Here is a 12,142-nt window from a genome sequence, read left to right on the forward strand (position 1 = left end):
AATCAAAAGCCCGGCCTACTGTGTGGTAGTGCCGGGCTTTGATTGGCTTATAAATGAAGAAACTAGACTAAGTAGTCGTGCAGAAGTAATCGTATAGATTTGCATTACATTCGTTTTGCTTCTATGCTCGCTGCTACGCCATTGACCGTTGCCGAATTGACGGCCCTGGAAAACCACAGCCGCCACGCTGCCCACCACCGGGAGCGGCGGCGGGCTTTGGCCATTCTGGGCCACCACCGGGGCCAGTCGCTGCCGCAGTTGGCCACGCTCTTTGCGGTGCGCTACGCCACGGTCCACGACTGGCTCACCCGCTGGCAGGGCCAGGGCCTGGCCGGTCTGGCCGAGGGAGCCCGGGCGGGGCGGCCCCCGAAACTTGACACAGCGGCCCAAAAAAAGTAGGCGCCTGGCTCGGGGACGCTACCCAGCAGTTGCGCCGCCTGCTGCCCCGCGTGACCCGGGAACTGGGCCGAAGCGTGAGCCTGAGCAGCCTGCGGCGGGTCGTGCGCCGTTTGGGGTACGGCTGGAAACGGCTGCGGCGCAGCCTCAAAGCCCGCCGGGATGCCGTGCTTTTTGCTTTTTTTCAGCAGGAGCTCGTGCTGCTCCACCAAGCCGAGGCCCGCGGCGAACTAGCGGTGGTCTACGCCGACGAATGCCGTTTTTCGCGCCAGGCCCCCGTGCCCTACGCCTGGCAACGGCGCGGACAGCCCCCGGCGGCGGTGCCCGCCGAGCGCGGGGCCGGCGGCTACTCCGTACCCGGCCTCTGGCAAGCCAAAGCCCCGGACCAGCCCCTGCTCAGCTATGTGCTCAACGGGGCGCTCACGGCCGACCTGTTCGCCGCCGTGCTCGACGAGTTCAGCCAGCACCTGTCCCGGCCCACGGTGCTCGTGCTCGACAACGCCAGCGTCCACCGCGCCGCCTGTGTGCAAGCCCGCCAGCCGGAATGGGCCACCCGCGGCCTGCGCCTGCAGTTTTTGCCCGCCTATTGCCCCGAGCTGAACAAAATCGAGCTGCTTTGGCACCGCTGTAAACACTACTGGTTAACGCCTACCGATTACGAAACCGATGCCACGTTACTCGAAAGCCTAAACATGCTGTTACCTAAAATTGGGAAAGAATATACGGTTACTTTTGCCTGACTACTTAAGCTTGACTTTAGCCTTTTGAGATTGGCGAAAAGCCTTTTTAAGGCGTATGAAAAGCTATTTTCCCCTTGGAAAGCCTTTTTAGCGTGTCTGGGCTAGGTAGCGACCTGCCAAAATTCCCCGGTCGATATGCTCACCAATCTGACAGCGGCTACAAGTGGCGAAAAAAGCTGCTGGAAAGCCTCGTAGAGGGCTGTTTAACCCGATGTCATTCTGCAAACGCTGAACCGCCTGAAAGCCCCCATTGCCCAAAAAGGCTAAAGTCAAGCTAAGAGCCTATCCAAATAGGCTGAAAAAAGAACGGTCATGCAGAGCAAAGCGAAGCATCTTTACCGCGTAACTAACTCAATCGAAGGGTTTACGCTCGTGGTAGAGATGCTTCGCTTCGCTCTGCATGACGACCTATTTGAATAGGCTCCAAGTCAGGAGAAATGAGTTCACCCAAACGGTCGAAACGGTTTCAGCTGGAATCCTACCTTTGGGTCATGGAGTTTCAGAAGAAGACATACACGTTTCGGGGCATGGACGGCTATGCCGGGTTCCGGCACGGCACCGACTACGAGCTGGAGTTGGGCACAAGCGAAGCCGACGATGCGCGCCCGGCCGAAGTGGTCATCGTCAACCCGGTCTCCAAGCGCTGGATGTACTGCAGCAAGCAGGAGTTCAGCGAGCGCTGGCAAAAGGCTTAAACCTCATCAAACGCGCCTGGCCGGCTGTTTAGAGAAAGGTTCGTATTCGGGGAATGTCGCTTACAAGGTGGCGTCGAACCGGCCGTCGGTGACGCGCACCACGGTGCCCGTCGCCGCATGGCGGGCCGTAAACGCAAACGTGCCCGATACGACGCGGGAAATCGTGTCGAACCGGGTGACGACCAGCGTGCCGGTGTGCTGGGCATCCGTCAGAAATTCCTGGTCGGGGGTGGACTTGCGAAGCGTGAACGAGGCGTAGCCGTTGGGGCCATGGCCCCGGGTGCTGGGGCGCAGGTCGAGCACGTAGGTGCCGGACCGGGTGATGCCGGGCAGCTCGATGTTCAGGGACGTGTCGTGATGCACCAGCGTTTGGTCGGCATTGTCCTTGAGCAAGTTCAGCGAAAGGATGGGGCCGCCCATCGAGGCGTTGTTCCACCAGGCATAGACGGGCTTGGGGTTGACGGCCCCAATCGTGGTGTTATAGTAATGGGCGACCCAGAGCTGGCCGTCCACGAAACAGCCGGCGGTATTGGCACCGGTTTGGGTAGCGGCCGGCATCGGCTGGACTGGGTAAGCTCCTTCGCCCTGCATGAGGCACTGGGTTAGGCCCAGCAGGGGCAAGAGCAGCAGAACGGCGGGGCGGAATGGCATGACGGGAAGCAAGGGAACGGGCGCAGCTGCAAACATATACTGTCCGCCGTTCGCCGCTACCGGTCGGTCTGCGGCCCCGTGCCGGCCGTTCGATGACAACCAAAAAAGCGCGTGCTGTTGGCTATTTCTGGCTGCGGGGCCGCCATTCCTGGCTGCTTTCCTCGGCGTCCTCGTCCGCAAACCCCTCGGGGTACTCGACGTGTGCCCCCTCGTCCACCTCGGGGTGGCCCGGGTCTTCGTAGTCTACGTCGTATGCCTCGTCGTACGAGGGCGCGTCTTCGCGGTCCAGTTTTACGGTTGCCATAGCGGATAAGAATAATTTTTATGCTAATTTAAGTGGCACTAATTAAATTAGCAAGTGCAGCGCGGTGCAAAACAAGGTTGCACGGTCCTATGCCATCATATCCGCGTTTTTGCATTCGTCGGGCTTCCCAAAAGCGTATCTGGCAGCCCGACTCTACCGGCGTATGGATGCTTTACCAGCTGCATTCCAGCGGTAACGCGGCCGGGTCGGAGGTTTTTCCCTACTTCTTTAACAACACCACGTGTACCGCTACCTGCACCAACTCCTCGAAGCGCAAAACTGGCTACGTGGGGAGCCGGGGGTCATCGTGAACACCCGCAGCGGCATCCCCAGCAGGCAACGGCGCCAGATTATCGTGCAAAAGGGCCAGCGTTGCGCGCACTGCCAGACGATGGACAACCTGACGGTGGACCACAAGCTGGCCCGGGCCCTGGGGGGCACCAACGCCCGTGGCAACCTCCAGGTGCTGTGCAAGCCGTGCAATTGGCAGAAAGCGGCGGAAGAAGCGCAGCTGCTGGCCCTGCTCAAGACCGCCGCGGGCCGTGCCGAGCTGCTACGCCAGTGGGCCGAACTGCGGGCGGAGCAGACGGCTCGCTCCCAGGTAAAGCAAGCCCAGCGCCTGGCGCAGCGTCAGGAGGCATTGCGCCTGATTGAAGCAAACCGGCAGGCCGGGAAGTTCGAGCCCCTACCCCCAGCTTGGCCGGAAATAAGCTGACCTCTTCTAAGCTCATCTTCCAAAAGGGCGGATTTACACGCTAAGCCCGATTGGAAAATAGCAAAGCGGGTGACCGAAAATCAGACTGGTAACGGCCGATTCCCCGGCGTGCAGGGGGAGCGAGCTGCTGCTCAATAAGGACTTGCGGTATGCGCCAGCCAAGTCCTATTCTTCCGGCTGCCAAATATTGACGCCCCAGCTCACCATCGACTCGGGCAGCCAGTAGCTGCGCACCCGGCACACCAGGCCGTTGTCGAAGGTCAGGTCCACGTCGAACGTGTCCATCACTTCCTCGTAAACTTCCAGCGCGTCGGGGTTGCGGGGCTTTTTGACAACGGCCAAGTGGGTGAGCCGATGGCCGTAGAGCAGGGCGGCAAACGCCTGTTGCTGTTCGGCCCCGTCGCTCTGCTGGGCGTGCTCACGTGCGGCAGGGCGCCGTGCTTTCTTGGGCATGGAAGGGGGCAGCGAGTAGGAAAAACGATGGAAGTTAGCACACGCTTGCATCCCACACACGGCTGTAAACCTCGCTGGGGCTTAGCGTGTAAAGCCGCCTTTTTGGAAGAAGAACCCCTACTTCCGGCACGGCCTGTTGCCGACGTGGCACTCTGCTCATAAAGAGCCCCCCGGCTGCGGGAACAACTGGGGGGCCTTGAAGCGGGTGGTGGAACACCCAGACTTCTACTCTATGAAACGGGAGTACCCAAAGTTAATCAAGGGGGAAAGGATTCTCGCGGGGCGCTAAAATCAGCCGCCGATATTAAAGCCCTTGCTTTTTGTTGGCTCCTGCTCGCGCTCCTGGATTTTCTGCTGGGGCTGGGCTTGCAGCTGCTCCCGCCGGGCCTGCATGCCAGTGTGCTCGTACACTTCGCCCCCTATCTCTCGAATCCGGCTGAAATGCACCCCGATTTTAGAAGCAAAATTGGCTTCGTAATGCACGTATACCGCCTTCAGGCCATCGCTACGGTGTGGTTCGCCTTGAACCAACATGGGGGACGCATACGAACTGCCCGGTATGGTCAAGGCTTTTTCCACTGCCTCGGCCTTTCCCTCTGGCACTATTAAGCAGGCCGTTAAGTCTCCTGGGTATATTTTCCAATGGCTAATCGCTTTGTCCATCACGGACAACTCGTGTTGGGCTACTCTGCGCGCTTCTTGCTCGTCTTTTAGCCGCTTATCATCCTCGGCAATTAGCTTTCGCATCAGCTCGCGCTTGGCTTGGTCGGCCAATTTCTGCTCGCGGTCCTGCTTGTCCTTCTCGGCTTGGTCAGCCAGTTTTTTATTCTGGTCCTCGCGCTCCTGGGCCTGCTGCTCATCGAGCTTGTCCAATCGCTCTGCTCCACCTGGAAAGCCCCGAAAGTTCGCTTCCAGCTCATTCTGGCGTTTCGCGGCTATTGCGATGAGGCCTTTTTCGGGGGCTCGTAATTCGGCTATTCGTTCGTACTCCCCCTTTTTATCGGCCTGGTCAGCTTTCTCCTTTAGGTGGTCGATGTTCTTCCGGCCCTGCTCCACTTCCTCGAATGCCCTGTCAAGTGCCGCCCGGCCCCTTTCCAGAATGCTTTTGGGCGTTTCTTCCCCGGCGGCCAACCGCATGGCTAGCTCGTCCAGCTGCGCCCGCTCGGCCCGTGTTTGGTCAAAATTGCCCTGTTTTATCCCTTCTGAGATGGTCAACTGCCGCCGGAGCACTTCCACTTGCTCTTGGGCCCCCGCGTTCGCGATGGCATACTGGATGGCCTCTTGAGCCCGTTTGTTGGCCTGCTCGGTGCGCTCGTTGGCTTCCAGCACTTGGCGCACAAGGTCGGCATTGATGCGGGCTTGCTCCTTGTCCCGCCATTCGTCGGACTTATAGCCCAGAGTGGGCACCTTGTCCAGCACTATTTCCCTCGCCGCCTGGGTGGCCACTGGTTTGCCCAGTTCGCTACTTAGCTCGGCCGCCGTCTTATCCTGGCGGCCATAAATCTGCTTCATATCCAAGTGCTGCCTTCTCGACCCTTCTACGCCCCTTACCAATCCGTGCGAGGCCATTGCCTTGGCGTAGTCGGTTTGCAGCTGTTTCAGAGTTATGGGATTGAATAATGTGTCTGCGGAGAGGTGACCCTTGCTCGTGAGCGGAACGACCACGGCGTGAATGTGCGGCGTCTTTTCATCCTGGTGCAGGGTGAATGAAACGACGTTCTTCTCACCGTACTTGTTCTTCAAAAAATCTAAGTTATCCGTCACCCACTTGCTCCCGCGCATATCCTCGGCTTGCCCTTTTTCGTCGCGTTTGAACCACTCGGGCGAGGCCGTTAAAAGAAACTCCACGAACCGCACCTGGTCATCGCGCACCTTCCGGGGTTTGCCGCGCGCGGTCTTGGCTATGCCCTCGTCAATGCGTTCATTGGCCAGTGTCCAATAGTCGCGATGGTCAGTGTTTATCAGCTCTTGGTTCAGCCGGCCTGTTCGCTCGGCATCGGCATTGGGCGTGTTCATCAGCCGGTAGTTGTGCTTGAACTTGCCCTCCGCCTCGCCTTGCTTGGAGACTTTGTTAATCCGCCCAATGGCGCGGGGTGGCTCAGTGTTCGTGTCGGACATACGGTTGGGAAAAAGGCAGTGGCAAGGGGAAAAGCCCCGCAGGGCGCACGGCAGTTCGATGGGGCGCAGCCCTGTCGAACTGCCATAGTGTGTTATGTTATGGCGTTTGGACATTCGCCTGTAACACCCCAGAACGAGCTAGACCCTACTTTTCTGACAAGCTACGACAACATCGCTAAACTCTCCTGATTTTCCATTGCGTTATTCCTACCTGCCTGCACTAGCCTTTGATAGCTCACCTAATTTAACCGTCCGTGGTCGCCCTCCTTCTGGCTGCCTCTCCCATTTTGCTAGATTGTAAGAAGTGGTACAAACCCTACTATTTTTAACAGACTACTGTCTGCCAGTATCAATTCCCAGCCCGCCCAAATTTCTCATCCCGGCCCCACTGCGAACCTTGCTCGACGCATCTGGACCCCAAGCTTTCTGCCCTTACTAGTTTCCTTCGACCCTACACACAACTCCCTCTCCGGCTCCGTAGCAAAGGCAACATTCTAGTATTCCCCGCTTATCCGTCCCTAAGCACTAGACCAAGAAGAGTACAATAATTGGAAAGATGCTCTTGACAGCTTTTTTCCGTGTTTGTACCCTCAGAGTTGCTTTGGCACCGCCAGTGTCGTTAATAGCTTTTTACCCAGTGCATGTGTTTTAAGCCCTCCCTCGTCATGGATAAGTTCCTCAAGCACCATCGTATGACTTTGTCGGCGCTCGTTCGTCTTGCGCGTTCTTTTAGCTCTTCTGTACCCTTAATCGCTTTCGTCTTACCCTTGCTACCATATGGCCCCTCAAAGACCATCAGGTACGTTACCCATTTAACCAGCCTTAGTATTTGTTAGCCCTGCTTAGTTCAAGTCAGTACATAAGCTCAACAATTAAGTTTATAAACTGTTAATTACTAATAATATATACTTTATAAAATGCGCGCAAATTACTGGCTTCTAGTATTTTGTTGTTTTTGTTTGTCTCATGCCAATCGTTCAGTTAGAACAACTCTTAAAAGCCTTTTACATCACAACTTGTGATATTTTTAGTTATTTGTTTCTATTTGAGAGCTCCATAATTATTTGATTAACAGTCATATACTTTATGCAAAAGAAACTATTGATAAGCTAAAAGAAACCTTTCATAAGGGAAAGGAAACTATTGATAAGCTAAAAGAAACCTTTCATAAGGGGAAAAGAAACCTTTCATAAGGGAAAGGAAACTATTAACTGAAACAGTTCTTTTAAAAAGTTTCTATTGACTAATATTGTGTCTTCCTTAGTCAATTTCATGAAAGCTACCATCTCAGCACTTGAGGTACGTCATCATAACGCGCTGACTAATGCCCGCTATGAATACACTGAACTTCAGCTTGATATCTTTTACTATTTGCTTTCCAAGCTGCGCAAGAATCAGACTGATACGGTTCATGAAGTTCACGTACAACACATGGGCGAGCTAACAGGTAAGCAGTACAACTACAAGCAGTTGCGTTTAGCTACTCAAGCAATGGGCAACCGTGCTTTTGAGATTGAAACCGTAGATGAATTAGGGCAGCAAGTGTTTCGACAGCTGTGGATGTTCAAGCGAGTTGACTACGTTCTGGGTACTGGCAGAATTCGAATTGAATTCACTGAACCTGCCATTCCGTACCTCTTCGAACTGAATAACAACTTCACCTCCTTCGAGTTACTTGCAGCCCTAAGTCTTACCAGCAAGCATGCCAAACGCATATACACCATTTGCAGTCGATGGCAGGATAAGGGAGAAACGCCTTCTCAAACGATACTATCCTTAAAAAAAACCCTTGGCTTAGTGAGTGATAAAGGCGTTGAAGAATATTCTTCTGTTGCAATGTTTCAACGCAAAGTACTGGATATCGCTGTCCGTCAGGTAAGTGAGTCAACCAATCTTGCTATCAGCTATAAATTGGAAAAGGTGGGGCGAAGCTTCACCAACATCAAATTCAAGATAAAAACTCAAGCCGTTGCGCAATCCGCCCCTTTCACGATGGCCATGGATGAAATAGAATCCTCCACCCAGTCCACCCACCAAATAGATAATGTTAGAAGACTACTGGCTCAGCTCAATATTGTGGAGGATAACCTAGTAAAGTCAATTTTGAGCAATCCTGCCCACGTGATTGCCTGCAATAAATTTGCTCACGAGTTGAAAAAGGGCGGACATGCGGACATGCTAAAGTAAACTCCCTTTCCGGGTTTTTGCTCACTACACTTGGCCTAAAAAAGGCCACCAACGGCCCTCTGTTCGATTCATCACCAAAAAGCAAAGGCAGATAGGTTCTATACCTATCGCATCATACGGCCCCGGTTGTAGTGTTATTTAAACAACTAGTAGGGGAGCTAAGGGGACACCCTGTATAGCTCGACAGAATATATTTTATAAAAAGCCCCGAAAGTGAGTTATCAAAGGTTTCTTTTACCATGATATGGCATGATTTTTGATATTCATCCCCTCTTTTTCTATTCAAACAGCAATTAGCTCTTTGCTTCTTTTTGAGTAGTATTCCCACTCATGCTGTGAGCCCGCCTATTGCCGGAAGCCGCTACAAGGTTCTGCCTTATCAGGCGTACTCTCAAATAGAAAGATTATTGGGTGAAAGCACCAGTTGAGCACTTAGCTTACTACCAGCCGCCAACCTTGTGCATGTGCCGAGCCGACGTTGAAGGCAAGGAAAAGTCGGACTTTTATTAACGACGCCCTGCCTCGGTAGCTCAGCTAGGACACTACTGGCTTACCCCCGACCGCCGCCCTTGCTGAATCCGTTGCCGACGCTGCTGTTCTTGCTCACGGGTCTGGTCTGGACGGGGAGCCACGGGAGCGCCAGTTGCAAACAGCAAATCCAATGCTTCCTGTAGTGCTTGCTTCTGTGAGTAAGTATAGTCGCCTTGCGCGCGACGAGCATGGACATAATCCCGCAGCTGCTCTAAGTGGCCGCGGCCCAACACGAATGTTTGGCGCACACCCTCGGACTCCGCAACAGCAACGACGCCAGGTGACGTCTCCGAGCGGGGACTGTCAGAAGCAGTAATGTTACCACTATTACTAGTGTTACCAATATTACCTTTGTTACTGGTGTTACTAGTATTACGCGCCGTTTCTGCTTGCCCCACTGCCTTTTTTACGGGCACTGGCTCATCGGTAAGGTCGAAAAAGTCGCGTTCCGAAATGGGCTTGGGAATAGTTGGTTCACCGGGACGGGGCAGGTTTTTGAATGTCTTAGCCATGAGGAGCGAACGAATTAGCGGGTGAGGATTTCAGCTACCAACGCCTGGTAGTCGGCTGCCCCGGCACTCTGCGGGGCGTAGGAGAAGATGTCTTTGCCTAAGTGAGGCGCCTCGCCCAGGGCGATGCTCTCGCGGATGAAGCTGGTCAGCACGAGGCCCGGATGGAGGGCTCGCAATTCCTCGGCGGTTTCCCGACGCAGCACCTTGCGGCTATCGTGCCGCGTAAAGAAGATGCCGCCCACCGATAAGCCGGGGTTCAGGCGCCGCTGTACTTTGCCCACCAGCTCCAACACTTTCTCCAGTCCATCGGCGGCGTACATCTGGGCTTCCAGCGGCACGTAGAGGGCCTGGGCACACGTGTAGGCATTGAGCGTAACCAGACCCAACGCCGGGGGACAGTCGAGCAGGATGTAGTCGCAGCGCTCGCGCACGGATTCAAGCAACTCCTTGAGTAGAAACTCCCGGTCCAGCTCGTCGCCTTTCACCTTCTCAAAGCCGGACAACGCCGGCGAGCCCGCCACCAGTGCCAGGTTCTCCCGCAACGAGTAAGCTTTGAGCTTGTATTCGCCCAGCAGCGCACCGTACACGTTGTGCTCGGCATCGAGAAGGCCCAGTCCTTTGGTTAGGTTGGCTTGGGGGTCCAGGTCCACCAGCAGCACCCGCTGACCGGCCCGGGCCAGACCAGCGCCGACATTGGCCGTGGACGTGGTTTTGCCCACCCCCCCTTTTTGGTTTGTAAACGCCAGAATCTTGCTCATGCAGCGAAAGTAGGCATAAAAGTATTACCCGTGTTACTTATCGTGTTGGTGTTACAGATATTACTAGTATTACCAGTGTTACGTTCATAGTGTTGCTTGGGAATAGGGTTAAATAAGGCTGAAATTGTTACTTTTGATTACTGCCCGTGCAGCCTATTTGGCCTGCTTATTATGACCCCATCCACCCAAGATGCTTACCAGGCCCTCCGGGACTACCTGAACGGGCTCCTGAATCCGTCACTGGGTGACCAGGCGCTGGCCGACGTACCGGCGGCCCTGCGCCCCGGCCTGGAGACGTTCATGACGGGCAAAACCGAGTACCAGGACGAGACCGGCCGGCGCATGATTTACGCGGCCGACCTGGCGGCATGGGCGGCAGACCTAATTCATGGGACGGGCCTGGCTGCCCCCTTGCCCCTGGCCACCGTGGACGTGGCCGCGCTGCGGGCCGCTACGCTCCGGCAGGCAGCATGAGCTGGGAGGAAATCGAGCGTCTGACCCGGCAGGTGCAGCAGTTGCCGGCCGAGCGGCAGCAGACCAGCCAGCAGCTCAGCCACGTCATGGTGTCGGCGCACTCGACCATGATAGAGGGCTCCCGCGTAACGGTGCTCGAAGCGTTTGACTTTCTACTCGGGGCAGCCCCTACCCTGGGCCCGGGCAAGCCCCTGGCCGGCTACGACATGCTGGGCGACCACGCCCTGGCCCTAGACCTGGCGTTGCAGCGGGCGGATGCGCGGCAGCTGCCGGGGCCGGCTTTGTTGCGCGAGCTGGCGGCGGCCGTGATGCGGTCCACCGGCCGGCCCACCAACACGGCCCTGGGCACCGTGGACCCCACGCAGGGCGACCTGCGCCGGGGCAACGTGTTCATCGTTGGCGCCAGCTCCTTCCCCAACGCCCAAAAGGTACCCGCCCTAGTGGCCGCGCTCACCGGCGAGCTGCGTGAGCGGATGCCGGTGGCCACCAGCTTGCGCGAGCAGCTGGAGCTGTCCTTTGAGGCCCACCAGCGCCTGGTGAGCATTCACCCCTTCAACGACGGCAACGGGCGCACATCGCGGCTGCTCATGAATTATGTGCAGCGGTACTACGCCCAGCCGCTGACCATTGTGTTTCGCGAAGACCGGCATGCCTATTTCGCGGCGTTAGAACAAAGCCGCATCGCGGAGGACCTGACGGTTTTCTTTGATTTTATGCGGGGCCAGCACAGCAAGTCGTTGGTCTACCAACTATCGGCAACTGCACCCCCAACACCGCAATAAGGCCAACATCACCAATATAGTGTTATCGGTATTACCAATATTACTGGTATTATTAATGTTATTGGTGTTACCAATATTACTGAGACTCTTTTTGATGCTCTCCACACCTCCACGGCCAAGGGCAGGAAGTGGTGGTGGGGCTGCTGCGCGAGCCAGCGCACGGCCTGCGCGTGTTAGCCGGGCGTGGCCCAGTGGTAGGGGATGACGCGGCCCTCGAAGCCCGCAGGGTCAGCGGTGAGGGGTTACATCGGGAGGGAGTGAAAGGATTAGGGGAAAACAACAGGGGTATTTTCCAGCGCCCTATTGGGCATTCTCGGCCTTATCCCCCGGGTACTGCTTCGCCGCCAGGGCGGCTTCCAAGGGCTTGCTCACCACGTCCAGGCGGCCTTCGCGGCCTCGGCCAACGACTTTTTCGGAATACACGGCCCGGGCCTGCTTCCCCTCCCAGAGGAGCTGGTGGGGGCCCTGCGCCCGGCCGGCGCCGAACAGGCGGGTGGCCTCCGACTTAAGCACGGCCGGGTCGCCTTGGGCCACGAAGGCAAAGAATTGGTCGTAAAAAAAGGTATAGTACTGGTCGGGCACCTGCGCCCGGTGCTGGCCAAACCAGCCCGTGGGGTCCCCGGACGTGTAGCTCCGCAGCGGAAAGTCCATGGTGGGCAGCTCCAGGTGAAACCGGGGGAAGGCACTCGGGGGCTCGCCGAACCGGTGGCCGGCGATGCCGTTGAGCGAATCCACCCGGTGGCCGAACGGAAACGCGGGGGGCGTGGCGGCGGGGGCCGCCCCGGCCGCGGTGGTCGGGTCCGGCGGCGCGCAACCGGGGAGCAGC

Annotated in this window: 14 protein-coding genes; 7 read left to right on the top strand and 7 right to left on the bottom strand. The window is 56.5% G+C overall.

What is annotated here, in order from left to right:
* Positions 1–123: 123 nt before the first annotated feature.
* From BEN47_RS12285 to BEN47_RS12295, 3 genes are all read left to right on the top strand, one after another.
* Complete coding sequence (locus BEN47_RS12285; protein ID WP_083322376.1) at positions 124–399, top strand: helix-turn-helix domain-containing protein; 276 nt, start codon at positions 124–126, stop codon at positions 397–399.
* 29 nt (positions 400–428) lie between these two features.
* The gene (locus BEN47_RS12290) at positions 429–1,136 is read left to right on the top strand and encodes an IS630 family transposase (protein WP_070728709.1); all 708 of its coding nucleotides are present in this window, start codon (positions 429–431) and stop codon (positions 1,134–1,136) included.
* Between the two features lie 491 nt (positions 1,137–1,627).
* Positions 1,628–1,831, top strand: a complete 204-nt coding sequence (locus tag BEN47_RS12295; RefSeq protein ID WP_070728710.1) for a hypothetical protein — start codon at positions 1,628–1,630, stop codon at positions 1,829–1,831.
* Positions 1,832–1,891: 60 nt separating this feature from the next.
* Here BEN47_RS12295 and BEN47_RS12300 read toward each other — a convergent pair whose 3' ends face one another.
* Both BEN47_RS12300 and BEN47_RS12305 read right to left on the bottom strand, forming a co-directional pair.
* The gene (locus BEN47_RS12300) at positions 1,892–2,482 is read right to left on the bottom strand and encodes a Riean_0653 family protein (RefSeq protein WP_070728711.1); all 591 of its coding nucleotides are present in this window, start codon (positions 2,480–2,482) and stop codon (positions 1,892–1,894) included.
* Positions 2,483–2,603: 121 nt separating this feature from the next.
* The gene (locus BEN47_RS12305) at positions 2,604–2,786 is read right to left on the bottom strand and encodes a hypothetical protein (RefSeq protein WP_070728712.1); all 183 of its coding nucleotides are present in this window, start codon (positions 2,784–2,786) and stop codon (positions 2,604–2,606) included.
* 241 nt (positions 2,787–3,027) lie between these two features.
* Between BEN47_RS12305 and BEN47_RS12310 the strand changes: the two genes are divergently transcribed.
* Positions 3,028–3,501, top strand: coding sequence for an HNH endonuclease (locus tag BEN47_RS12310; protein ID WP_070728713.1), 474 nt, complete (start codon positions 3,028–3,030; stop codon positions 3,499–3,501).
* A gap of 165 nt (positions 3,502–3,666) precedes the next feature.
* Here the strand turns inward: BEN47_RS12310 and BEN47_RS12315 are convergent, their stop codons facing one another.
* Together BEN47_RS12315 and mobV are read right to left on the bottom strand one after the other, a co-directional pair.
* Complete coding sequence (locus BEN47_RS12315; RefSeq protein ID WP_070728714.1) at positions 3,667–3,954, bottom strand: hypothetical protein; 288 nt, start codon at positions 3,952–3,954, stop codon at positions 3,667–3,669.
* 291 nt (positions 3,955–4,245) lie between these two features.
* Entirely contained in the window at positions 4,246–6,186 is a 1,941-nt protein-coding gene (mobV, locus tag BEN47_RS12320) for a MobV family relaxase (RefSeq protein WP_083322377.1), read from the bottom strand.
* Between the two features lie 1,158 nt (positions 6,187–7,344).
* Between mobV and BEN47_RS12325 the strand changes: the two genes are divergently transcribed.
* A complete protein-coding gene (locus BEN47_RS12325; RefSeq protein ID WP_239691586.1) occupies positions 7,345–8,259 on the top strand; it encodes a replication initiation protein in 915 nt (304 codons plus the stop codon).
* Positions 8,260–8,801: 542 nt separating this feature from the next.
* Here the strand turns inward: BEN47_RS12325 and BEN47_RS20985 are convergent.
* Both BEN47_RS20985 and BEN47_RS12330 read right to left on the bottom strand, forming a co-directional pair.
* The gene (locus BEN47_RS20985; RefSeq protein ID WP_125921654.1) at positions 8,802–9,302 is read right to left on the bottom strand and encodes a hypothetical protein; all 501 of its coding nucleotides are present in this window, start codon (positions 9,300–9,302) and stop codon (positions 8,802–8,804) included.
* Between the two features lie 14 nt (positions 9,303–9,316).
* Positions 9,317–10,060, bottom strand: coding sequence for a ParA family protein (locus tag BEN47_RS12330; RefSeq protein WP_070728716.1), 744 nt, complete (start codon positions 10,058–10,060; stop codon positions 9,317–9,319).
* Positions 10,061–10,231: 171 nt separating this feature from the next.
* Between BEN47_RS12330 and BEN47_RS12335 the strand changes: the two genes are divergently transcribed.
* Entirely contained in the window at positions 10,232–10,534 is a 303-nt protein-coding gene (locus tag BEN47_RS12335; protein ID WP_070728717.1) for a hypothetical protein, read from the top strand.
* Entirely contained in the window at positions 10,531–11,316 is a 786-nt protein-coding gene (locus tag BEN47_RS12340; protein ID WP_070728718.1) for a Fic family protein, read from the top strand. Before BEN47_RS12335 ends, BEN47_RS12340 begins: the two co-directional genes overlap by 4 nt.
* A 300-nt stretch (positions 11,317–11,616) precedes the next feature.
* Here BEN47_RS12340 and BEN47_RS21480 read toward each other — a convergent pair.
* A partial coding sequence (locus tag BEN47_RS21480; RefSeq protein WP_158010995.1) for a hypothetical protein occupies positions 11,617–12,142 on the bottom strand: 526 nt, incomplete at its 5' end.

The sequence above is a fragment of the Hymenobacter lapidarius genome (assembly GCF_001816145.1).
Lineage (GTDB): Bacteria > Bacteroidota > Bacteroidia > Cytophagales > Hymenobacteraceae > Hymenobacter > Hymenobacter lapidarius.

What these genes read in the sequence shown, in the direction of transcription:
- BEN47_RS12335 (WP_070728717.1), top strand. Translation starts at nt 10,232, where the DNA reads ATGACCCCATCCACCCAAGATGCTTACCAGGCCCTCCGGGACTACCTG.
- BEN47_RS20985 (WP_125921654.1), bottom strand. Translation starts at nt 9,302, where the DNA reads ATGGCTAAGACATTCAAAAACCTGCCCCGTCCCGGTGAACCAACTATT.
- BEN47_RS12330 (WP_070728716.1), bottom strand. Translation starts at nt 10,060, where the DNA reads ATGAGCAAGATTCTGGCGTTTACAAACCAAAAAGGGGGGGTGGGCAAA.
- BEN47_RS12315 (WP_070728714.1), bottom strand. Translation starts at nt 3,954, where the DNA reads ATGCCCAAGAAAGCACGGCGCCCTGCCGCACGTGAGCACGCCCAGCAG.
- BEN47_RS12300 (WP_070728711.1), bottom strand. Translation starts at nt 2,482, where the DNA reads ATGCCATTCCGCCCCGCCGTTCTGCTGCTCTTGCCCCTGCTGGGCCTA.
- BEN47_RS12285 (WP_083322376.1), top strand. Translation starts at nt 124, where the DNA reads ATGCTCGCTGCTACGCCATTGACCGTTGCCGAATTGACGGCCCTGGAA.
- BEN47_RS12295 (WP_070728710.1), top strand. Translation starts at nt 1,628, where the DNA reads ATGGAGTTTCAGAAGAAGACATACACGTTTCGGGGCATGGACGGCTAT.
- BEN47_RS12325 (WP_239691586.1), top strand. Translation starts at nt 7,345, where the DNA reads ATGAAAGCTACCATCTCAGCACTTGAGGTACGTCATCATAACGCGCTG.
- BEN47_RS12305 (WP_070728712.1), bottom strand. Translation starts at nt 2,786, where the DNA reads ATGGCAACCGTAAAACTGGACCGCGAAGACGCGCCCTCGTACGACGAG.
- mobV (WP_083322377.1), bottom strand. Translation starts at nt 6,186, where the DNA reads ATGTCCAAACGCCATAACATAACACACTATGGCAGTTCGACAGGGCTG.
- BEN47_RS12340 (WP_070728718.1), top strand. Translation starts at nt 10,531, where the DNA reads ATGAGCTGGGAGGAAATCGAGCGTCTGACCCGGCAGGTGCAGCAGTTG.